General features: G+C 34.9%; 24 protein-coding genes and 1 pseudogene. 18 read left to right on the forward strand and 7 right to left on the reverse strand.

The window, feature by feature from the left end:
• The first annotated feature begins 57 nt into the window (after positions 1–57).
• The 12 genes from AB2Q86_RS02345 (at position 58) to AB2Q86_RS02400 (ending at position 12,581) form a co-directional block, all read left to right on the forward strand.
• Complete coding sequence (locus AB2Q86_RS02345; protein ID WP_012581946.1) at positions 58–327, forward strand: hypothetical protein; 270 nt, start codon at positions 58–60, stop codon at positions 325–327.
• 419 nt (positions 328–746) lie between these two features.
• Positions 747–1,436 carry a HEAT repeat domain-containing protein gene (locus tag AB2Q86_RS02350; protein ID WP_012581945.1) on the forward strand — a complete coding sequence of 230 codons (690 nt, stop codon included), beginning with the start codon at positions 747–749 and terminating at the stop codon, positions 1,434–1,436.
• A gap of 129 nt (positions 1,437–1,565) precedes the next feature.
• Positions 1,566–2,144 carry a hypothetical protein gene (locus tag AB2Q86_RS02355; RefSeq protein ID WP_231846852.1) on the forward strand — a complete coding sequence of 193 codons (579 nt, stop codon included), beginning with the start codon at positions 1,566–1,568 and terminating at the stop codon, positions 2,142–2,144.
• Between the two features lie 31 nt (positions 2,145–2,175).
• The gene (locus AB2Q86_RS02360) at positions 2,176–2,730 is read left to right on the forward strand and encodes a hypothetical protein (protein WP_012581943.1); all 555 of its coding nucleotides are present in this window, start codon (positions 2,176–2,178) and stop codon (positions 2,728–2,730) included.
• A gap of 638 nt (positions 2,731–3,368) precedes the next feature.
• A complete protein-coding gene (locus AB2Q86_RS02365; RefSeq protein WP_041176480.1) occupies positions 3,369–3,725 on the forward strand; it encodes a hypothetical protein in 357 nt (118 codons plus the stop codon).
• A gap of 493 nt (positions 3,726–4,218) precedes the next feature.
• A complete protein-coding gene (locus AB2Q86_RS02370) occupies positions 4,219–4,389 on the forward strand; it encodes a hypothetical protein (protein WP_162917772.1) in 171 nt (56 codons plus the stop codon).
• A gap of 63 nt (positions 4,390–4,452) precedes the next feature.
• Positions 4,453–5,040 carry a hypothetical protein gene (locus tag AB2Q86_RS02375; protein WP_012581942.1) on the forward strand — a complete coding sequence of 196 codons (588 nt, stop codon included), beginning with the start codon at positions 4,453–4,455 and terminating at the stop codon, positions 5,038–5,040.
• Between the two features lie 34 nt (positions 5,041–5,074).
• Entirely contained in the window at positions 5,075–5,761 is a 687-nt protein-coding gene (locus AB2Q86_RS02380; protein ID WP_012581941.1) for a HEAT repeat domain-containing protein, read from the forward strand.
• Between the two features lie 45 nt (positions 5,762–5,806).
• Positions 5,807–6,196: a hypothetical protein gene (locus AB2Q86_RS02385; protein WP_012581940.1), complete on the forward strand. Its 390-nt coding sequence runs from the start codon at positions 5,807–5,809 to the stop codon at positions 6,194–6,196.
• Between the two features lie 761 nt (positions 6,197–6,957).
• Positions 6,958–9,360 (forward strand): class 1 internalin InlA, encoded by a 2,403-nt coding sequence (gene inlA / locus AB2Q86_RS02390; RefSeq protein ID WP_012581938.1) that lies wholly within the window; start codon positions 6,958–6,960, stop codon positions 9,358–9,360.
• Between the two features lie 85 nt (positions 9,361–9,445).
• Positions 9,446–11,338 carry a GW domain-containing class 2 internalin InlB gene (inlB, locus tag AB2Q86_RS02395; RefSeq protein ID WP_012581937.1) on the forward strand — a complete coding sequence of 631 codons (1,893 nt, stop codon included), beginning with the start codon at positions 9,446–9,448 and terminating at the stop codon, positions 11,336–11,338.
• Positions 11,339–11,693: 355 nt separating this feature from the next.
• Positions 11,694–12,581: a hypothetical protein gene (locus tag AB2Q86_RS02400; RefSeq protein ID WP_231846849.1), complete on the forward strand. Its 888-nt coding sequence runs from the start codon at positions 11,694–11,696 to the stop codon at positions 12,579–12,581.
• Positions 12,582–12,636: 55 nt separating this feature from the next.
• Here AB2Q86_RS02400 and AB2Q86_RS02405 read toward each other — a convergent pair whose 3' ends face one another.
• Positions 12,637–13,122: an Rrf2 family transcriptional regulator gene (locus AB2Q86_RS02405; protein WP_012581934.1), complete on the reverse strand. Its 486-nt coding sequence runs from the start codon at positions 13,120–13,122 to the stop codon at positions 12,637–12,639.
• A 99-nt stretch (positions 13,123–13,221) separates the two neighbouring features.
• On the opposite strand from AB2Q86_RS02405, the gene AB2Q86_RS02410 reads away from it, so the two are divergent.
• Positions 13,222–14,067, forward strand: coding sequence for an SDR family oxidoreductase (locus AB2Q86_RS02410; RefSeq protein ID WP_012581933.1), 846 nt, complete (start codon positions 13,222–13,224; stop codon positions 14,065–14,067).
• A 236-nt stretch (positions 14,068–14,303) separates the two neighbouring features.
• Here the strand turns inward: AB2Q86_RS02410 and AB2Q86_RS02415 are convergent, their stop codons facing one another.
• From AB2Q86_RS02415 to AB2Q86_RS02425, 3 genes are read right to left on the reverse strand one after another with little or no spacing between them, the layout of a single operon-like run.
• A complete protein-coding gene (locus AB2Q86_RS02415; protein WP_003738163.1) occupies positions 14,304–14,513 on the reverse strand; it encodes a hypothetical protein in 210 nt (69 codons plus the stop codon).
• A gap of 3 nt (positions 14,514–14,516) precedes the next feature.
• Positions 14,517–14,987 carry a hypothetical protein gene (locus AB2Q86_RS02420; RefSeq protein ID WP_012581932.1) on the reverse strand — a complete coding sequence of 157 codons (471 nt, stop codon included), beginning with the start codon at positions 14,985–14,987 and terminating at the stop codon, positions 14,517–14,519.
• A 19-nt stretch (positions 14,988–15,006) separates the two neighbouring features.
• Positions 15,007–15,207, reverse strand: coding sequence for a hypothetical protein (locus AB2Q86_RS02425; protein ID WP_012581931.1), 201 nt, complete (start codon positions 15,205–15,207; stop codon positions 15,007–15,009).
• A gap of 199 nt (positions 15,208–15,406) precedes the next feature.
• On the opposite strand from AB2Q86_RS02425, the pseudogene AB2Q86_RS02430 reads away from it, so the two are divergent.
• Positions 15,407–15,574: pseudogene (locus tag AB2Q86_RS02430) on the forward strand (nuclear targeted protein LntA); the annotation flags it as partial.
• A gap of 32 nt (positions 15,575–15,606) precedes the next feature.
• On the opposite strand, the gene AB2Q86_RS02435 reads toward AB2Q86_RS02430, so the two are convergent.
• Positions 15,607–16,875 carry a condensation domain-containing protein gene (locus tag AB2Q86_RS02435; RefSeq protein WP_012581930.1) on the reverse strand — a complete coding sequence of 423 codons (1,269 nt, stop codon included), beginning with the start codon at positions 16,873–16,875 and terminating at the stop codon, positions 15,607–15,609.
• Positions 16,876–17,012: 137 nt separating this feature from the next.
• On the opposite strand from AB2Q86_RS02435, the gene AB2Q86_RS02440 reads away from it, so the two are divergent.
• Positions 17,013–17,516: a DUF2004 domain-containing protein gene (locus AB2Q86_RS02440; protein ID WP_012581929.1), complete on the forward strand. Its 504-nt coding sequence runs from the start codon at positions 17,013–17,015 to the stop codon at positions 17,514–17,516.
• Between the two features lie 42 nt (positions 17,517–17,558).
• Here AB2Q86_RS02440 and AB2Q86_RS02445 read toward each other — a convergent pair whose 3' ends face one another.
• Positions 17,559–19,595, reverse strand: a complete 2,037-nt coding sequence (locus AB2Q86_RS02445; protein ID WP_012581928.1) for a penicillin-binding transpeptidase domain-containing protein — start codon at positions 19,593–19,595, stop codon at positions 17,559–17,561.
• 171 nt (positions 19,596–19,766) lie between these two features.
• On the opposite strand from AB2Q86_RS02445, the gene AB2Q86_RS02450 reads away from it, so the two are divergent.
• Both AB2Q86_RS02450 and AB2Q86_RS02455 read left to right on the forward strand, forming a co-directional pair.
• Positions 19,767–20,081, forward strand: coding sequence for a hypothetical protein (locus tag AB2Q86_RS02450; protein WP_003729006.1), 315 nt, complete (start codon positions 19,767–19,769; stop codon positions 20,079–20,081).
• A 136-nt stretch (positions 20,082–20,217) separates the two neighbouring features.
• Positions 20,218–21,147 carry an LCP family protein gene (locus AB2Q86_RS02455; RefSeq protein WP_012581927.1) on the forward strand — a complete coding sequence of 310 codons (930 nt, stop codon included), beginning with the start codon at positions 20,218–20,220 and terminating at the stop codon, positions 21,145–21,147.
• Positions 21,148–21,194: 47 nt separating this feature from the next.
• Here the strand turns inward: AB2Q86_RS02455 and AB2Q86_RS02460 are convergent, their stop codons facing one another.
• Positions 21,195–21,743: a DUF4240 domain-containing protein gene (locus tag AB2Q86_RS02460; RefSeq protein ID WP_012581926.1), complete on the reverse strand. Its 549-nt coding sequence runs from the start codon at positions 21,741–21,743 to the stop codon at positions 21,195–21,197.
• A 233-nt stretch (positions 21,744–21,976) separates the two neighbouring features.
• Between AB2Q86_RS02460 and AB2Q86_RS02465 the strand changes: the two genes are divergently transcribed.
• Positions 21,977–22,702, forward strand: coding sequence for a hypothetical protein (locus tag AB2Q86_RS02465; RefSeq protein ID WP_003728998.1), 726 nt, complete (start codon positions 21,977–21,979; stop codon positions 22,700–22,702).
• Positions 22,703–22,708: the final 6 nt, after the last annotated feature.

The raw sequence follows: 22,708 nt of genomic DNA on the forward strand, positions 1-22,708 counted from the left end.
TAAAGCAGGAAAATAGTTATTTCCTGCTTTATATCTATAAGTTAGGAGGGGGATAAGGTGAATAAAAAAAATAAATCTTGGAAATATTTTAAGTTAAGTTTATGCTTTTTGCTAGTCGTAACGTTAATTGTATATTATTTATGGGAGTTGCCAGGGGCTCAATCTATTATAGAGGTTAGTGTAGGTTTCATCTTGCTTGCAAATATTTTTATGTTATTTGATTTAATTGAAAAAATGAATACAAATAACAAAATTCAAGGTTATCTTCAAACTGTTTGTATTAGTATGTTTGTAATAATAATTATAAGTTCATTTTTTTTATATTAAAGTTTAAGGAGAAATTAAATATGCCTGATGTATTAATCTTTCTGTTAATAACAAATGTAATAATTTTAATCTATTTCCAAGCGTTTTCAGATAATACCCCTAAAAAATACAGAAATACATATATAATAACCGTTTTTTTTATTGTTTTTATGATTTTTGGATTATATGAGTACTATGCTATTAAGGGATTGTTTAATTAGTAATTTATTGATAACTTTTTGATAAAGATTTAATACAAGTTATAACAACTAAGAAAAATGAAAAAAATAAAAATAGGTCGCATAATTTTAAAAATTGAAGCCTAGAAAAGATATAGAAATAGAGGATGGAATAATGGTAGAGTTTCCACCAGTTTTAGACACCACAGCAATAGAAATAATTTCAAATGAACTACTAAAACATAACGAAGGAGAAACCCATTGGATGCGAAACAATTGCTCCAAACATTAAAAAATACTCCAAATGAAACTCAAATGCTAAAAATTATACCCAAACTAGGCAAATACGCAAAAGGAAAAGCAGTCGAAAATGCGCTAGTCAGTCTATCAGAATCAAGTTCTGAAAAAATTCGAGCTGCTGCGATAGACGCTTTACTAACTAACTCTCATAAACGCATCAAGAACTTAGTAATGGCTCATATGTCTGATACAAAAGAAGTTAAAACAAAGTGTTTCGAGTATATGGGTTATCACAGAATGAAGCAAGCAGAACCAATTCTTTTAGCGCATTTAAATGACGTTGATCGTTGGGTTCGGTATTTTGCAGTTTTAAATCTTGGTGATTTGGGGGCTTATGACGTAATAGAGGGTGTAGAAAAACATTTAGAAAATGAAACCAGTGACGTGGTGAAATCTGGATGTTACTCCACCTCGGTATTATTAAGTGAGACGGAAGCTGAAAAGGATTGTTATGAACAAAAGCTAATCCAATTACTAAATTCATCTGATGAAGTAGCACGATATGTAACGATTAATAATTTAGCAGATCTAAAAAACCATCTCAAAAGAGAGCAAATAATTAATGCTTTTTATGCTCGCCTGCAAATTGAATCAGATGAAGAAAATATAACTACACTAAAAAACGCAATTCGGTCATTGAAATATTGGTGAGAATTAATTTGATAACCCGAAATAGGATGAAGTTCTTGGCTTTAAAGATGGAAAAGTACTAAATGAAAAACAACTGAATAATTTTCGGAAAATCCTGATTCAAGAGAAGGGGATAATCAATTGGAAAAAATGACACTGAAAAAGAAGACCTATGCTAACTTTAATAAAGAATTTGCTAAGGTATTTAATTCAGATAATTCCCTACCTGAAAATATTTTTAATACTAAGTTCCATAATTTTTTCGTTTATGATATGGATTATTTTTACGAAGAAACAGGTTGGGAATGGATTTTACAAATTTCATCTAATAATAAAGTGAAAAACTTGTTCTTTACCAGCGCAACTGAAAAAAATTCAGATTATACTATAGCTGAGATTCCTACTTCGCTTAATCCTAAACAGATTTTAGAGCAAATGGATATTTTAGAAAACGAATCTGAGGATAAAAAGAACACCTTCTTTTTAACCTTCAATGAAGCTTGTTTGTTTTCTAATGTAAGTAACTGGGGACTATATTTTGTTAATGAATTTAATTTCGTTATTTTAGCTCTGGAGGAAGATTTTCCAGAACAAAATGCATTTTCCCATTTAGAAAGTATGACTAAAGAGGAATTTACCAAACATTTTCAAGAATGGTCCGTTTGGCTTGAAAAAGATAATTTGAATTTTTTAAAAGAATTTAATGAAGTGTTTTTTGCTAAAAGTTAATTGATTATGAAATCCTAAGGAGGAACCAAAAATGTCCACAAAATTTATGTACGAAAGATTACTAAAATGCCAAGAAGCAAATAAACTAGTAGCCATCTACGCATCACGCGAAGACGAATATTTCGAGGCGGGCTACATTGAAGCAGTTACAGCGAGTGATGTTATGTTTCGCTCGCGACGTTCGGACGGTTACGAAGAGGGACATGTTGTTCTTCCGTTAGAATTAGTGTACCGAATAGAAATTGACACGGCACATCTAAAAACAGCCGAACTACTCGCAAAACATCTTAATCAACCAATCAGCTCAGGATTATTTGAGAAAGCACCAAACAAAAAGCATTCTCTTTTCGAAATTGCCGCTGATTATGTATACCAAAGTAAAGAGATAATCTTTATTGACATCATAGGCGATGAGACTCCAGCAATTGGAATGATCGCTGAAAACGAATATGAAGGATTAGAAATTACTTTAGTGGATGACGAAGGTCGATTAGATGGAACTTGTTGGATAAAAAAAGAAGATATTCTAGCCCTGCGTTTCGGCGGCAGTGTAGAACAAGATTTGATGAACAAACTAAAAAAATAAACTAAGAATAAGCCCTCCATTTTTACAGGGAGGGCTTATTATAAAAGTAAGAGATATAAATAATACATATCAAAAGAATAAACACTACGGGAGGATATGCAAGATAGGAAGAATATAATTCTAGGAAACAAAAAAGAAGAAAATAACCAAATTAGGAGATTGAAATGGATTCAATTTTGAAATTAATAATGGATTTGGAATTCATCGGCATAATTATAATGTGTATAGTTATTATAGATTTTAAGAAAGACAACTTCTTTTCGAGGTGTATGCAAGTATTAATAGTGCTAACTTTATTTGTGGTTACGGGGATAACTATCTACTTTTAAGAAGGTTAGGGGGATAATATGCTACTTGTGATAATAATATATTTTGTTTTTCTACTTATATTAATTATTGGCTATGAAACGAGACGTAAGAAAAACAATAAAACCATCCTTAACAATATAGCTATCATTATTTTCCTTCTAGCCCTTATAGTTTATTGTATAATGCTAGTTCCTCGGTTGGACATGTAACGAATGAAAGCCACTATAGAAGAATTAGCGTTTGAAATCTCAATATTGATCTCTATTCAAATTTACAGTGGGCTATGTAAAGTGAAGAGAAAATCATTATGAACATTATAGGTAACAATCATGATTGAATTTATTATAAATGTATCAATAAATTTTATTACATTTGCAATTTGTTTCATTCCGCTGCATCTCTCAGAAAAAACTAAAGGTATCTTGGAAAAAATAGGTGCAAGCATACTTTTTGCGGGGATTATGATAGTTGGAACAGGTATTTTCATAAGCAGTAGTGAAACCCTGAAATCATATATTTATGTGATTTTGGTAGTGCAAATAATTATTTTGTGCATCGAGCTTTTATTAGTTTTATGGAGTAAACGTAAAGGAAAGTCTACAATTTTATCTATCCTATCAGCAACATTAGCTATAGTCGCTTTAGGAATATATATTTATTATGTTATAGAGAGTTTTATTTATTGAAAATTATTTTCCGAAGATAGGAAAATTTGCAGAAATAAAGAAAAAATAATAAAAAAGAATTAATAATCAGTGATTCGCCTAGCTTAGCAGTATTTTCCTGATATTGAGGAAAACTTAAACAGTTAGATAATAACAAAAAGATTTCGGAACACAAGCAAAGAGAAGGTTGAGTGTATAAGATTGAAGTAAATTGAAAATTGGAGTTGAATATTTATTGGCTTTTATCAAAAAAAATAGCTTTCTACTGTTTTTAATATTATTTCTCATGAGTTCCATTTTAATTCATATGTTTTTTTATAATTTTCTCACAGATATTATTGTAACTGTGTTTTTGGGATTAGAAACAATTTTTATTGTTATTATCTCACTAGAAATTATGGATGTTAAAAAGATAAGAAAGCGGACAAAAAGAATTATAGAAATATATTTTTTAACCTTACTTGGTATAACAGTAATCACGTCATATTTATTTTATTAAGGAGGTTTTTCTATCATGGCTATCTCAATTGCAGCTTTGATTAACCTAGTAATAATTGCAGGATTATATTTAATTAAAAAAAGTAGGATAAGTATGATATTTAAAGGTATATGTGCTGTTGTCCTATGTACTTTTTCAGTTGGAATGTATGCTTATCTCGGGGTTTATGTCGGATTGTTGGGCTAAGGGATTTGTGAAAAAGAGGCGGAATAAACGAAGTCCAAAGCATACACAGAAAAGAGGGCTGTTATGATAAACCTAGAATGGGAAGAACTAGACCAACTGGAGATAGAGGAAAAGGTTCAAGAGGTATTAGATTATAGCTATAATACCTGGATATCTGATAAGAAGAATATTCGTTATTTTGTACGGGCGTTTTATATTAGATGGGATATGTTGGTTGATATGTATGAAGTGGAAGATGATGAGACGGAAGGCGATAAGTTAAAATATATGTATGATTTCGGCATTAGCGAGCTGGGAAATATTACAGAGGTTGACTGGATAATGGGTTATTGCATGCTAATTAATCCAATCTATTTTGAAGAAAATGATAATTATTTGGAACTTGAGGAGAAAGGGCAGGAAATGCTTTGTAATGTAGCAATAAATAACCCGGATGACGTCTTTTTGACTTCTTTTGGTATACCTGAAAAAGATTATTTGAAATGGAAAATAGCGAACAGAGAGCAACTTATTCAGTACGGGGAAGATAATTTTAGCTATGACTCAGAGTTTTCGAGATATTTTAAACATATTATAAATTGCAGGGCGAATGAAGAGGTGGAAAAAGAAAGCTTTCTGAAGAAGATTGTGCGCAGGTGGAAGCAACGATGAGATTCCATTTGGAGGTGGGAGTATATGCTAAAAAATGAAAAAAATTCTCAATGAAATTAAAACTATTATCCAGCAAAAACCTTTTGATTATGAGAAGGCAGAAGATTTGATAAGTGAGTTAAATCTTGAAGAGGCCCCACTAGAATTGGAGAACATCTTACTAGCTAGCATAAATAATAGCGATGAGAACGCTCGAATATTTGCCTATGAGTATTTATATTATTTTGATAGCGAAGCGGTTTTTCAAGCAGCCCTCATAGGGACAACGGACGACGATGATTTAGTTCAAATGTGCTCCATAGAGATTTTAGGAAATTTGGCTAAAGTAGAAAGTCTCCCGTATTTAAAGAAGGCGTTGGGCGATAACAACCCTGATGTACGTTGCTTTGCTGCTGAATCAATCGGTTTTATAGGAACTGACGAAGCGAAGATAATGCTGGAAAAACAGTTACATAAAGAAACGGACTCTTTTGCAAAAGTAGGAATATACTCAGCCTTGCATTTTCTGGGTGATGAAGCAATGCTTTCCAATATTATTGCCCTACTAGATGATAGCTACCATTTGACGATAATAAGGAGCCTGAGAGTGCTAGAAGACTGTATCAATCAAGCTAATAAAGAAATGATAAAATCTAGTACCAAGAACCTTTTAGAGCGGGATATTCCAATATCAGTGAAAGAAGCAGCAGAAATTGTTTTGGAGAAACTTAAAAGAGAGTAAATTTTATGCCAAGTTTAATCATAATTCAAAAAGGAGTTTATACAAATGACATACGAAGAATTCACAGAATTAGCTCAAAGCTTTTTAAAGAAAGATGAGGATGGCCAACCGTTAACGCACGGTGAGAAATTAATCGTCGCGCAATATATTTATGAAGATTACGTGCCGATGGATGGTTTTCTATTAACGTACTTTAATGTTAATGCAGAAATGTTGGAACTTTTAATAGAGGCATATACGAAATTGGACGATAAAGCCAATCTAGAGCTAGTACAAGCATTTGCTACATGGACTAAAAAAATTAATCGTTTAGATGATTATTCTGCGGTTATTTCTAAGTTAAGTGATGAAGACTGGGAGTTTTTAGATAATATTTCAGATAACTATCCGTTAGGTGAAGAAGAGTCTTATTCCAACATTTTACTTGAAGAATAAAATGCCAAAAGAGATCGAATCTCGTCTTCTTTCTTTACCTATTATCAGAACATGTCAATTTTGTGCATTGTTATGTTCCACTGGAAAAATAAGGTGATTTTTATAGCAAAACTAGTAAAAGATAAAATTTTTATTCGTGGTATAAAGATTAAACTCGAAGAAATCAATTCTCAGTTCAGAAACAAAAAGAACTATCAACCAGCAACGCATACAAAGTAAAAAGATAACACAATCACACCGTGTTATCTTTTTTTGTATACATTTCACCAAAAATCTCGACATCCTTATGTGTTGTTTTGAACATAAAGGGTAGAGGATAACATAAGTTAATTCTTTTTTGGGGAAAAATAGCTATTATTATTTAATGGGCTTTGAAAGGGGTGATTATATAGAAGAAGTGAAAAAAAGAGAGTTTTGGCGGGAAGAGTGCGGGGCTTGAGTTCGTCAATAATAGACCATTTTAAAAGGTGGAATGACACGTGTGGTATCAACATAACATGATTTGCATGGTTGAATTCCTATTAAGCTTCGATAGTGAAATACATAAAAATATTATATATAGGGAAAATGTGCTGGAACGAACGAGATGAAAGATATCACTAAGCGGCTCCGTAGATAGATTAGCTACTGAATACCATAGGAACAATTCATGGGGCGCATAGTTTAATAAAGTAAGCAGACATGATTTTTCGGATGCAGGAGAAAATCCTATACAACGAAACCTGATATTGTTTCTAACTATTGAAAAAGGAGTGTATATAGTGAGAAGAAAACGATATGTATGGTTGAAAAGTATACTAGTAGCAATATTAGTACTTGGCAGTGGAGTATGGATTAACACGAGTAACGGGACAAATGCTCAGGCAGCTACAATTACACAAGATACTCCTATTAATCAGATTTTTACAGATACAGCTCTAGCGGAAAAAATGAAGACGGTCTTAGGAAAAACGAATGTAACAGACACGGTCTCGCAAACAGATCTAGACCAAGTTACGACGCTTCAGGCGGATAGATTAGGGATAAAATCTATCGATGGATTGGAATACTTGAACAATTTAACACAAATAAATTTCAGCAATAATCAACTGACGGATATAACGCCACTTAAAGATTTAACTAAGTTAGTTGATATTTTGATGAATAATAATCAAATAGCAGATATAACTCCGCTAGCTAATTTGTCGAATCTAACTGGTTTGACTTTGTTCAACAATCAGATAACGGACATAGACCCGCTTAAAAATCTAACAAATTTAAATCGGCTAGAACTATCTAGTAACACGATTAGTGATATTAGTGCGCTTTCAGGTTTAACTAATCTACAGCAATTATCTTTTGGTAATCAAGTGACAGATTTAAAACCATTAGCTAATTTAACAACACTAGAACGACTAGATATTTCAAGTAATAAGGTGTCGGATATTAGTGTTCTGGCTAAATTAACCAATTTAGAAAGTCTTATCGCTACTAACAACCAAATAAGTGATATAACTCCACTTGGGATTTTAACAAATTTGGACGAATTATCCTTAAATGGTAACCAGTTAAAAGATATAGGCACATTGGCGAGTTTAACAAACCTTACAGATTTAGATTTAGCAAATAACCAAATTAGTAATCTAGCACCACTGTCGGGTCTAACAAAACTAACTGAGTTAAAACTGGGAGCTAACCAAATAAGTAACATCAGTCCCCTAGCTGGTCTAACCGCACTCACTAACTTAGAGCTAAATGAAAATCAGTTAGAAGATATTAGCCCAATTTCTAACCTGAAAAATCTCACATATTTAACGTTATACTTTAATAATATAAGTGATATAAGCCCAGTTTCTAGTTTAACAAAGCTTCAAAGATTATTTTTCTATAATAACAAGGTAAGTGACGTAAGCTCGCTTGCGAGTTTAACCAATATTAATTGGCTTTCGGCTGGGCATAACCAAATTAGCGACCTTACACCATTGGCTAATTTAACAAGAATTACCCAATTAGGGTTGAATGATCAAGCATGGACAAATGCACCAGTAAACTACAAAGCAAATGTATCCATTCCAAACACGGTGAAAAATGTGACTGGCGCTTTGATTGCACCAGCTACTATTAGCGATGGCGGTAGTTACGCAGAACCTGATATAACATGGAACTTACCTAGTTATACCAATGAAGTAAGTTATACCTTTAACCAATCTGTCACTATTGGAAAAGGAACGACAACATTTAGTGGAACTGTGACGCAGCCACTTAAGGCAATTTTTAATGCTAAGTTTCATGTGGACGGCAAAGAAACAACCAAAGAAGTGGAAGCTGGGAATTTATTGACTGAACCAGCTAAGCCTGTAAAAGAAGGTTATACATTTGTTGGGTGGTTTGATGCCCAAACCGGCGGAACTAAATGGAATTTCAGTACGGATAAAATGCCGACAAATGACATCGATTTATATGCGCAATTTAGTATTAACAGCTACACAGCAACGTTTGATAATGACGGTGTAACAACATCTCAAACAGTAGATTATCAAGGCTTGCTACAAGAACCTACGGCACCAACAAAAGAAGGTTATACTTTCAAAGGCTGGTATGACGCAAAAACTGGCGGTGACAAGTGGGATTTTGCAACTAGTAAAATGCCTGCTAAAAACATCACCTTATATGCTCAATATAGCGCCAATAGCTATACAGCAACCTTTGATGTTGATGGAAAAACAACGACTCAAGCAGTAGACTATCAAGGACTTCTAAAAGAACCAAAAACGCCAACAAAAGCCGGATATACTTTCAAAGGTTGGTATGACGAAAAAACAGATGGTAAAAAATGGGATTTTGCGACAGATAAAATGCCAGCAAATGATATTACGCTGTACGCTCAATTCACGAAAAATCCTGTGGCACCACCAACAACTGGAGGGAACACTCCGCCGACTACAAATAACGGAGGGAACACTACATCACCTTCCGCAAATATACCTGGAAGCAACACATCTAACACATCAACTGGGAATTCAGCTAGCACAACAAGTACAATGAACGCTTATGACCCTTATAATTCAAAAGAAGCTTCACTCCCTACAACTGGCGATAGCGATAATGCGCTCTACCTGTTGATAGGGTTATTAGCAGTAGGAACTGCAGTGGCTCTTACTAAAAAAGCACGTGCTAGTAAATAGAAGTAGTGTAAAGAGCTAGATGTGGTTTTCGGACTATATCTAGCCTTTTTTATTTTTTAATAACTAGAATCAAGGAGAGGATAGTGTGAAAGAAAAGCACAACCCAAGAAGGAAACATTGTTTAATCTCAGGTTTAGCCATTATTTTTAGTTTATGGATAATTATTGGAAACGGGGCGAAAGTACAAGCGGAGACTATCACTGTGCCAACGCCAATCAAGCAAATTTTTCCAGATGATGCTTTTGCAGAAACTATCAAAGACAATTTAAAGAAAAAAAGTGTGACGGATCTAGTGGCACAAAATGAATTAAATGGTATAGATCAAATCATTGCGAATAATAGTGATATTAAATCCATTCAAGGAATTCAGTATTTACCCAATGTGACAAAGTTATTTTTAAACGGGAATAAACTAACAGATATAAAGCCCTTAGCAAACTCGAAAAATTTAGGATGGCTTTTTTTAGACGAAAATAAAATTAAAGACCTAAGTTCGCTCAAGGATTTAAAAAAATTAAAATCACTTTCTTTGGAGCATAATGGTATAAGTGATATAAATGGACTTGTTCATTTACCGCAACTGGAAAGTTTGTATTTGGGAAATAATAAACTAACGGATATAACGATTCTTTCACGTTTAACTCAACTGGATACTTTATCTCTTGAAGATAACGAAATTAGTGATATTGTGCCACTTTCAGGTTTAACTAAATTGCAGAACCTATATTTAAGTAAGAATCACATAAGCGATTTAAGAGCGTTAGCAGGGCTTAAAAATCTGGATGTTTTAGAATTATTTAGCCAAGAATGTTTGAATAAATCTATTAATCATCAAACGAATCTAGTTGTTCCGAACACAGTAAAAAACATTGATGGGTCGCTTGTTACTCCAGAAATAATAAGTGATGATGGCGATTATGAAAAACCGAATGTCAAATGGCATTTACCAGAATTTATAAATGAAGTAAGTTTTGTTTTCTATCAACCAGTCACTGTTGGAAAAGCAAAAGCACGATTTCATGGGAGAGTAACCCAACCACTGAAAGAGGTTTACACAGTAAGTTATGATGTTGATGGAACGGTAATAAAAACAAAAGTAGAGGCAGGGACGCGAATAACTGCACCTAAACCTCCGACCAAACAAGGCTATGTTTTTAAAGGCTGGTATACTGAAAAAAATGGTGGACATGAGTGGAATTTTAGTACGGATTATATGTCCGGAAACGATTTTACTTTGTACGCGATGTTTAAAGCGGAAACGACTGAAAAAGCGGTGAACTTAACACGCTATGTTAAATATATTCGCGGGAATGCGGGAATCTACAAACTTCCAAGAGAAGATAACTCGCTTAAACAAGGAACGCTAGCCTCGCACCGCTGTAAAGCTTTAACTGTTGATAGAGAAGCGCGAAATGGCAGTGAATTATGGTACAGGTTAAAAAATATTGGCTGGACCAAAGCTGAAAATCTTTCCTTAGACCGTTACGATAAAATAGAATATGACAAAGGTGTTACTGCTTATGCAAGAGTAAAAAATGCGCCAGGGAATGCAGTTTGGACGAAACCATACAATACAGCCGGCGCAACCCTCGTGAACAAGCTTTCCGTCTACCAAGGTAAAAATATGCGAATATTGCGCGAAGCCAAAACACCAATTACTACGTGGTATCAATTTAGCATTGATGGTAAAGTAATTGGTTGGGTCGATACGCGTGCACTTAACACATTTTATAAACAAAGCATGGAAATACCAATCCAATTAACTCGATACGTCAGCGCAAATAAAGGAAATGAAGCATACTATAAAGTTCCGGTAGTAGATAGCCCAATCAAATGGGGAACTTTAACCAAGTATAAAAATCAAACATTAATTGTCGATCGAACAGCCACCGTTGAAGGTCAGCTTTGGTATCGGATAAGAACTAGCTCCACCTTCATCGGTTGGACAAAAGCTACGAATTTAAGTACGCAGAAATAACTGACAACTGACCAAGAAAAGAAGGCGACTCTTCGCCTTCTTTTCTTGTATAAATTGTGTCAATATGCAGATGTAAACAACAAATTAGTTTTCTAAGTGAACTAAAAGATTCACAAAAAGTACATTGATTTAAGCATTTTCGCATGATATTCTAAAAAGAAGTGAATGTTATTGTTTCACAATACATCCAGAGAAACGGAGGAGACATAATGAAACAAAAAGGAAACTGGAAATCTATTGTTGGTTTTGTATTTGGTCTTTTAATTATTGGAATCATTTTTGCGCTGATTAATTAATATTAGGGGGAAACATTATCAAAACCTACCAAGAACGACATCGGACTAATATAGGTGCAATGATTTTGGCACTTGTTATTTTACTAATCGGAGTTATGTTGATATTTGTTACTTTTAAAGTAAATGCTATGCCAACGACACCTACAGACATGGGGAGTTATCTCGATGTAACAGACTCAGTAAAACAACTTATAGTAATGGGGATTGGCGTTTGTGCAGCGCTATTTTTCATCGGAGGGCTTTTGCTTACAATCCGCGTGAAAAGCACCGTTTATGCGCGTTCTTTCCAACTCCATGAAAATGGGATTGAATCCTTATTCAAAGGGAAGTCAGAGGGGATTATTCCTTTCGAAAATATAGAAGAAATTCAAATGTTACGCGTTCCAGGACTAAAGCTCGTGAACAATCTGCTTTACCGCGCGGAAAATTCAAATGACTGGATTTATATACCTGCAAGAGTGGGCGAATCTGGAGAACTTCTAGAAAACTTTCTGACAAAAGTTACACCAAAATTAATTGCTACGAATAAGAAGGCGCTCAGTGAAAAAAATCAGCTAGCGTTTAATTTCTTAGCTCCTAGCGATTACAGAGCTTTTTACCAGAAATTGGATAAAAAACTAACCAATACCCCATTAAATACCCAAAAATCATCGCTGTTAGATCAATTACTAGCTGCAAATAATAAAAAAATCCTTGTTACCCAAGAAGGTGTTTCTTTGGACGGAACAATTCTTAACTGGGAAGACTTAACCGTAGAAGTTCATTATGATAAACACGATACAATTATCAAAAATGCGCAAAGAACGCATGAATTTGACTTTGTTTGCGTTCTTACAACGGAGAAATTAGGTCAAGTTCAATTACAAGGTAGCGCTATTTCTAATCAACTAGTACTTCTAGATATTCTAAAAGAAAAAGCAGCATCGTTTACTTCATTTCAACAATAAAAAAAGGAACTGATTCGCTAAAAACGGATCAGTTCCTTTTTTATTTGGCCTTATTTTACAAATATTTTTCGACAATTTCCATGTTCTGCGGTCTGTCTTTACTTTCCAATACAGAAATATCGCGTACAATACTATCTAACTTAATTTTTTCCATTTCAAGTTCCATTTTTTGTTGGAGCAAATCGTATTTACTCGTAAGAACTTGTTGGATATTGGCGCCGACAACACAATCTGGGTTGGTTTTTGGATCAACATGAATTAAATTCGTATTGCCTTCAATACTTTTGTAGACATCGAGCAACGAAATTTCTTCTGGCGGCCTAGCAAGAATCGGATTTGCTTTGCCAGTTTGCGTAGTAATTAAATCGGACTTTTTCAAATTGCTCATAATTCTTCTAATATTAGCGGGATTTGTCTTTACACTACCAGCAATAATTTCACTTGATAACAATTTCGTATTTTTAAAAATTTCTATATAAGCCAAAATGTGGATAGCATCACTAAATTGGATGGAGTATTTCATTTTTTTCAATCCTTTCAAATTTTCTCCTTGACTTATCTTATCATAATGTTTATTATAAAGGTGTAAATTATAAATGTACAGCTTTTAATATTAAAAAAATTTGAAGGAGTGGTTTAAATGACTTATTTAGTAACTGGTGCAACAGGTGGACTTGGAGGATACGCATTAAATTATTTGAAAGAGCTCGTTCCCATGTCCGATATTTATGCTTTAGTTCGTAGTGAAGAAAAAGGTGCAGACTTGAAAGCAACAGGATTTAATATCCGTATTGGTGATTATAGTGATGCAGAATCAATGAAGCAAGCATTCGCAGGCATCGACCGCGTATTATTTGTTTCAGGAGCACCTGGTAATCGCCAAGTAGAACACGAAAATGTGGTAAATGCTGCAAAAGAAGCAGGCGTTTCTTACATTGTTTACACAAGTTTCGCAGGCGCAGATAAATCCACAAGCGCTTTAGCAGAAGATCATTTCTTTACCGAAAAAGTAATCGAAAAATCCGGAATCGCGCACACTTTCTTGCGTAACAACTGGTACTTCGAAAATGAAATGCCGATGATCGGTGGCGCATTGAGTGCTGGAAAATTTGTATACGCTGCTGAAAAAGGAAAAGTTGGCTGGGCATTAAAACGCGAATACGCAGAAGTAGCCGCAAAAGCTGTTGCGGGCGCTGACTTCCCAGAAATCCTTGAATTATCTGGCCCACTCATGACATACGAAGAACTTACAAAAGCATTAAAAGAAGCAACTGGAAAAGATTTCGACGTTATTTCTTCAGATGATAAAGGATTTGTGGAAAATTTAGTTTCTGTCGGTTTACCACAACCTGTCGCAGAAATGTTCTTATCGTTCCAACACGACATTAAGAACGACCAATTAGATGTTACTTCTGATGATTTTGAAAAAGCATTAGGAAAACCATTAACGGATCGCGTAGATGCGCTTCGGGAATTGTTGAAATAATAATGAAACAGCCTACCTTGGATTGAGGTAGGCTGTTTTATTTCAGCAAAAAGTGGTGCCAGCTATGGGGTATATAAAGGTCGAAAGGATATATTACTAAAACCACCATCAAATCAAAGCGAAATAAGCTTTAGTCAACATCAGGAAAGAATGATCACAAAAAAATACCGACCAGATAAACCTGCTCGGTAAAAGGTCTACCTATTGAGCTCCATTACGGCTTGTAGATAGTTTTTTTAATCATTTTGTTTTATAAAGCTCTGAATACCTTCAAAAATAACATCTTTTAAGGCTTCAGGATAATCAGAATATCCTTTGTTTTTCATAATTATATCTAATGCTTGAGCCACCTCACCATCAAGAATTATTGTTACGCCTGGTGTTAGTTCCCCAGTTTTATCATTTTTAAAAGTCTCTTTTATCATAGTTAATTTATCTTTTTTCATGATTCAATCCTTCCTAGTTAAATAATTTGTGCTGTTTTCTTCCCAATATCTATATTCTTGAGGGATATTTTCAAAGAATCTTTGAAAATATCCACTCCAATTATCTGGAATATATTCTTCAAAAGATATAGATTCAGGATAATTAGAGTAAAGAATTTGATTGTCAAAATCTACTAATAGACTGGGGTTATAATCATATGTAACTTCTTCTTTATTTCGATTAAGTTCTTTAAAGAAATTTTGCTTTAGAGAGTTTGTTGAGCTTTTATAGCTTTCTATATTTATTAAAAAAGAGTTGGCTGTATTTTCATTTAAGATGCTTATATTCTTTCGTTCTTTTGGGTATTCTTCAATTGAATAACAAGCTTGGTTATAATCTAAATACCATAATTCTGTGTCGGTAATATACCAATTAAAAGAGTCGTTATATTTTACTCCTACAATAATATTTTCTGCATATTTAGGTATCAGCATGATGTTTTCTTCACCACTTTCACTTTAATATTTTTGCATTTTGAGCATACTCCGCTAACCATTGGGTGATGGGGTCTGGTATCTCGTAAGCAGTACCTTCAAAATTAAATTTTTCAAAAACTCCTTTATCAACTATTTTAGGAGCAGTGCCTCCTTGATTTAACGGATTAATTTTATAACCGTTTTGAGAAATTGCATTTTCCTTAATTAAATCATCCAAATATTTAGGGACTTCAAATTCAACTATATAAGAATTAGAACGTTTCTCTTTAAAGTATTTTGCGTGGTCTTTTCCTGTTGAAACATTTAAATTATGGTCAGATTTCCAGTTGTTATTTAGTGACAGTGTACCATCATCATTAACTAAAAGTAAATTTTTGCTGTCTCCACCTTGGACTCTCGAATAAGTTACTGTTTCTTTAAATATAAATGCGATTAAAAGAAGTTCAGAAGCCTCGGCAGATACGAAGGTATTTAAAAAATCATATCCAAATCAAATTATCTTTAAAAAAGTGCGCACGAATAAATTACAAACAGTCTTAAATAACTTGAAAGTAGGCTACGAATTATTGGATAGTCAAAAATAAGAAAAAGCCATCCTGCTGAGGATAGCTTTTTCTTATTTAGAAGGAATTTCCGAAATCATCTGCTCCAAAAATTCTTTCTGCCAAGCATGATCTTGCGCAGTACCATGTAAATTAGTACTCAGTGTCAGCGAGCCGCGGAAAGTTGTAGCAGCGACTTGGAAAAACGGCGCATACTTTAAAGAACCACAAATAAAACAATCTGTTAAAGTGCTACCTTCAAAAACGAGCTTTTCCTCATCGATAATACCTATATTCGTAAAACTTGTTTTCGGAATAGAATACATTTTTTCAGAAGCTTTTTTCGCAACAGAGTAGTTCTTTTTCTTGAAAATCAGTTCCAATAAATAATAAATTCGTAGAGGTGCAAAGCTGTTTTTTTGTGGATTGAGTGAATTTTTGACGGCTTGGAGTGTACTTTCAAATGACGTTAGGTCATCGTCTTCGCTGATTTGGCATGTAATATTGGCGGTTAGATTGGTAATTCCGCTACTGGTTTTACTCGGCAAATACTTACGGAGATCCACCGGGCAATCGATTGACATTTCTTGTTGCCCTGTTGTTTGCTGAACAGTGCGCGCCATTGCGGCGAACAGAACATCATTCACAGTTGCCTCGTGCTCTTTAGCAAAGTGGATGATTTCCGAAAAATGCGCTTTTGGTAGCTTAGTCCAAATAACTTTCGGATTTTTCGGGTCCCCTTTAAGAGGGAAAGTTGGATTATGGACAGCTTTTTGCTTCGTTTTTTCCGTAAAAATGGACTTTATTTCATTACGTGAGAGTTGATCAAAAACTTGCTTTAAACTCCGGGAACCTAAGCTCAAATTCGCCACATAATCCGGATTTTCAAGCAGATTAGAATAAAGCTCACTCAATAAATAAAGATATTCCTTAAATCCAGCACCATCCGCTAACATATGATTCATAATAACCACAAGCTGATCAGAAGTGTCAGTCCGAACAACAGTAAAGCAAATTTGCGGCCCATTTTCTGTGGAAAGCTTCGTTACAAGTGCTCGGTCCACTTCGGTTTCTGGCGCTTGCGTTTTCACTAAGAAAACCAAATCCTCCGCAGAAAAAACACTTTCTTGCCAAAAAGCACCTTTTTTCGTTTCTTTAAAATGACAAAGTAATAGCGGAAGTTTTTTAGTAGACTGTATCACTGCTTTTTTTAGAACGTCTATATTTAAATGATTATCAAATGTAAGAACCGTATGCAAATGGTGGTCATTTTTCATTTTTTCTCCAGAAATATAATGTTTAACATCAGAAGGTTCAGCGGGATAAGTTGTGATTTTTACCATGGGACTTCCTTCTTTCTTCGGTTTAAATAGTTGTTAATAGTTTCCCTGAAAGCAGTGCCGCGAAACCAGTTGCGAATTAAAGTGAATTTAAGTTATACTGAGCGTATGCAAGCTACTATTTCTAGGAGGCACCGAATATGACAAACAGAACGTTAACTACCAAGTTACTAGGAACACTAAGCTATACGCAAGAAAATGGAACGACAATGGACGCCGTAATTCCTTTGGATGGCAAAGAAGTAAAGATTAATTATAGTATTTTTGAAAAGCTTACTTCAGAAGATTATTTTAAAGATATCGTTACTTTAACGGATCAAATTCCGGAACTACACGTAAAAGCGAAAAAAACTATTTTAGAGCAATTTGATGAAAATGATACGCTTACTATTTATTTTGAGTTTCATACAGATGAATTGCCTGAAGAGGTTTTAGAAGTTACCGAATGTGATGCGATAGAAAATGTAACAAAGGAAATCTTAATCGATAAACTAGTACTATCAGGCGTTTGGTTTTCGGAAAATGCCAATAATGAGTTGGATTTAACATTTGATTTCAAACTGTTACCAGAAGTTAGTGACGAACTTTTAGTTGTTCGTTTTGATAATAAGGGTGAAATTACTGGATTAACCCATGAAAGTTAACAAAAAAGAGGCATTCTGTTCGCGAACAGAATGCCTCTTTTTTTATTTATACATACTTTCAATTACAGGTTTTAGCTTATCAATTACAAGTCCGCTACCACCGCGACCTTTGACGTTTTCAATCATTCCTACCATGAGGTAATTGGGATTGTCGGCATCGAAGGCGTAAACAAAACCATTTTCAAGTCCATCTTCGCCTTGTTTTTCTTTTAGTTCGGCTGTACCAGTTTTGGCTGCGATATTGTGACCTTGGATTTGTAAAGCGTGCGCTGTACCGGCTGGGTCAGAGACAGTTTTGACTAAAGCTGCTTTGACTTGGTTGGCAGATGCGGCTTCGGTTGCTTGTGTTTCCTTGCCAGCTTTTTCTTTTGTATCTAGTTTTGGATAAGGCATTTTTCCGTCGTTGGCAATAGCCGAGTAAGCAATCGCTTGTTGAATTGGCGACATCAGTAATTCGCCTTGTCCGTAAGATGTGTCAGCTAGTAAAATTTCCGAGTTCAGTCCATCATTCGAAATTTGTGCTGGTTTCATTGTGAAAGGTAAGTTATATTCCTTATCAAAATCGAATTTTTTCAAGCCAGCAGTTAGTTTATCTTTGCCGATTTCTAGACCTTCTTGAGCGAAGTAAATGTTATCAGAGTGCACAAGCGCATCCGTCATATTTACTTTTGGAACATCATGGACACGAGTGACAAAATATTTGCCCCATGAAGCATCTTTTTGCCACTGTAAGCCAGAAATTTCACGGACTTTGTCGGGTTTTGTAATGCCAGTATCCAGCCCAATTGTGGCTGTAATTGTTTTAAAGGTAGAGCCTGGTGCGTAACGATTTGCGTATCTTGCTAAGAAAGGAAGGCGTTTGTCGTCATTATATTTTGCATAATCTTCAGAAGTAATCCCGAGCACCATTTGGTTCGCATCATAAGAAGGGGTGCTCACTAACGCTAATAATTCGCCATTTGTCGGATTAATCATTGTCACAGCACCAGTTTCGGAACCGAGGCTATCAAAAGCTTTCTTCTGAACGGCTGCATCAATCGTTAGTTTAATTTCTTCGCCATCTTTTTTATCGATTTTTTGTAAAGTATCTTCTTGCTTTGTTTGGTCATTGATGATTTTAATTGCGCCACCATTTTTACCACGCAGTTGTTTGTCATAGTAACGTTCTAAGCCACTTTTCCCAATGACATCGCCAACGCTGAGTTTTGGATTTTTTTCAATGTCTTCGGCGCTAACTTCACCGACATAACCAATCAAATGCGATGTTGCTTCATTTAATGGGTACGTCCGCATTTCTTTTTGAGCATACGTAAGTCCAGTAGCTTCAGGTAGATTATCTTTATTCAATGTAACTAAAGGAACGAAGCTATCTGCTTGGACCCATTTTTGATCGAGCTGTTTGTTGATGTAATCAGTGGAGACTTCTAGTTTTTTGCTAATATCCGCAATGTTTTTTACTTTCTCGTCGCCTTCACCAAGCTTCGAAGGCACTACACCAGCTTCGGCAAATTGACCAGTAGTCGCGAGTGGATTCCCATTTCTGTCCACAATTTGACCACGCTCTGCTTCGTCTTCCGTGATGCGCACCTTATCTGTTTTCACCATTCCTGGGAAAATGAGAGCTGGTTTCCAGTCGATTTTCCAGTCATCATCTTGCTTGGAAATAGTCGTTTTGTATTTTTGTGTAGCGAGTTTTCCAAGGCTAGTCCGCATTTCTAGTTCATATGTTAAGTTAAACTTGTTTTCTTTGTCATCATAGACAGATTTTAGATTTTTTACTTTAATATCTTTTGCGCCAATCCCGTCGTAAACAGCTTGATACTTATCTTCCATTTCTTTCTTTGTAAATTCGACTTTTTTCAGGGATTCACTTGAGACGCTACTTCCCAACTTGTCGTACTTTTCTTTAGCGATATTTGATGTAAAAGTTTCTGCGGCTGCTAAAGCATTTTTTTCATCTTTGTGTTGATTTTGAATGAAAAAGTAAATGGCAATGCCTGCGAGGACGACAACAGCAACAATACTTCCAATGATAATTGCTTTCTTGTTGTTACCTTTTTTCCCATTTAAATTGGCCATAATACACCCCTTAATTTCATGTTATATTCAATTAATTATACCAAACACTTCTAAAAAAGTTGAAAAAATTAAAGAAAACTTTAGATTTGCCCGACATATTTTTTTCTAATTCATGTCATAATTTGTTCTTATTTGCTTGGTAAAGTAGTGGTAACGAAAGGATGATGTTGGATGGAAGAGATGGAACAACCAGAAAAGAAGGTCATTATTCGTGGGAAAGGCATCCACAATAAATGGAAGTGGAGCACGATTATTGTCAGTATTCTTTCTGTCATAATTATTAGTGTTTTAAGTTATCAGCTGTATTCAGTTAGTCAAAATACCCCAGAAAATAATACTAATGGAACAATGCAAGGACCTGGTGGAAGTGAGATGCCGAGTGGAACGCCACCGTCCGGTGAACCTGGCCAAGCGCCAAATAGTTCAGATGATAGTTCTGACTCTGGAACAAGTGATAGTACTACAAGCAGTGACGGAACCCTTTAATATTTGCGAGCCCTCTAGAAATCATCATTTTAGGGGGCTTTTTCCAATCTTTAAAAAATCTTATGGAATTATCGCTCCTATTTTTTGTCATTTTATTGTAATATGGAAGTAAGTTACAATAAAAGAGGTGTGAAATATGGCAAGACATGCACAAAAAAGAAAAGCGCGCAAAGGAAGAATTTTTGTTACGATTCTTGTAGCCCTATTAATTTTAGTTGGTGTAGTTGCAGTTATAGGTTATTTCCAATATCAATCTAGCTTAAAAGAAGCGCAAAATGAAAGTAAATTAAAAGACTACAAATTCAATGGTGCCAAAGCAGTTGGCGATGAAATCAATGTGCTACTTATCGGTAGTGACTCTCGCGGTGAAGACCAAGGCCGTTCAGACAGCTTGATGATTGCTCATTATAATACGAAAACAAATACGCCAAAACTGGTATCGATCATGCGTGATACATACGTAGATATTCCAGGACACGGCAAAAACAAAATCAATGCAGCTTATTCATACGGCGGTCCAGAACTTGTACGCCAAACAATTAAAGAAAATTTTGGAGTAGACGTACAATATTATGTAGTAGCCAATTTTGAAGGTTTCCCTAAGATTGTTGATACACTTGCACCAGAAGGAATCAAAATCAACGCAGAGAAAGATATGTCGAAAAATATCGACGCAAACATTAAAAAAGGCGAACAAGTAATGGATGGTAAAACATTGTTACAATATGCTCGCTTCCGTAAAGATGCAGAAGGAGACTTCGGTCGAATTCGTCGTCAGCAACAAGTATTAGAAGCTTTGAAAGAACAGGCGATTGATGTTGGTGATGTAGCAAAAATCCCTGATGTTATCGGGAAACTACAAGGTTATTCTTCCACTAATATCCCAACAGGAACATTAATGTCCATTGGCGCAGATTTCCTACTAGGGAAAACAGAAACAATGGAAAAATTCGCGATTCCTGTTGAAGGGAAATGGCACAATGAAAGAATTGATGGAGCAGGTGCAGTGCTTCGTTTAGATGACGTAGCCGCAAATGCGAAAGCTTTACAAGACTTTTTGAAATAACAAAAAAACACGGAAGTCCTTATTAATAGGATTTCCGTGTTTTTATATTAGAATTTATCGTTATTCCACCATTTTGCAAAAGTGTTTGGGCATACTTTTTTGATAGAATCTTCGTCGTCTTCATTCCACTCAAAATCTATTTTAGGCATAGATACTTCTTCAAACTCAATTCTACTCTCTGCTTCAATTTCAGCATCGTCAAAGTCTTTACCTAGTTTGTTTTCGAAAACATCCATCACTAAGTAAGCGACCTCTTCACTTTCAGGATATTCATCCTCTGTTAATAAATCAAATTCATCGCAAAGCGTATCAGCATTTTCCATAGCAGATGTGAATACAGCCTTACCTCTTGTTAGTAACCAATAACGAAAATAGTCAAATCCATCATCACTACAGCCACCTAATACTACGTAAGCAACAGCCCAGAGCGATTGGTTATAAGATTTTTTATGAAAGTAGTTCCACCAATAATCATAACCAAAAAGTTCATCCTCACTCAACTTTTCTAGTAATTCTTCTAATTTGCTCCCTTTGTCAGAGTTGTCAATAATTCCCCAAAACTGATCTTGGGTTAATAAAGATGATACTTTTTTCATTCGATTTTCCTCCAGTTAAAAGATTCATATAGTATGAGTTTAGTGTAACAAAATTAAAAATCATGGTAAAGCGGTATTAAAGTATATGTGCGAGAAACACAAAATATAGCTGATTTTAGACAGGAAATTGTCACAAAAGCGTTACGAAGAAGTGGCAAGCTGGTTTTAAATTTCTTTTTTTGCTTCACATAGATTATAATGAATACATATTTTAAAAAGGGGTGAGGCGCTTCATGAAAGACAAGACGAAAAAACGGAAATGGAACTGGGCACAGATTCTTGCAATTTTTGTACTAATAACGCTCGTGATTTCTATGGTTTATGCAATAGTTAACTTAATTACAGCACCATCTGGCAATGTACCAGAAGGACAACAAACAAAGGGCGACTACTCACTTATGCTTATGCAGTGTGTACTTGGCGTGGTAGTGCTATTCTTACCATCCATCATTAGTAAAAAAATGAAATTCGTCATTCCGAATGCGATGTATATTGTTTTTATCGTTTTCTTATATTGCGCGATTTATCTTGGGGAAGTTCGCAGTTTCTATTATTTAATTCCTAACTGGGATACGATTTTACATACATTTAGTGGGGCTATGCTTGGTGGGCTTGGCTTTTCGATTGTAAGTTTACTGAATAATGATGAACGGGTTACACTTTCCATGAGCCCGGTTTTTGTAGCATTATTTGCTTGTAGTTTTGCTGTATTTTTAGGCGTTTTCTGGGAGTTCTATGAATTTGCAGCAGATAGCTTTGGAATGAACATGCAAAAAACGATGCTAGAAGATGGTACAATGCTACAAGGTCATGCAGCAGTTGCAGACACAATGGGGGATCTTTTCGTAGATTTCCTCGGCGCATTTGTCATCTCGGTTGTCGGTTATTTCTCCATTCGTAAAAATAAAAAATGGATGAAGAACTTCGAATTTAAAAAAGTAGAAGAAGACGCGAAATAAAATACT

It is taken from the genome of Listeria monocytogenes (genome assembly GCF_041765605.1).
Classification (GTDB): Bacteria; Bacillota; Bacilli; order Lactobacillales; family Listeriaceae; genus Listeria; species Listeria monocytogenes_D.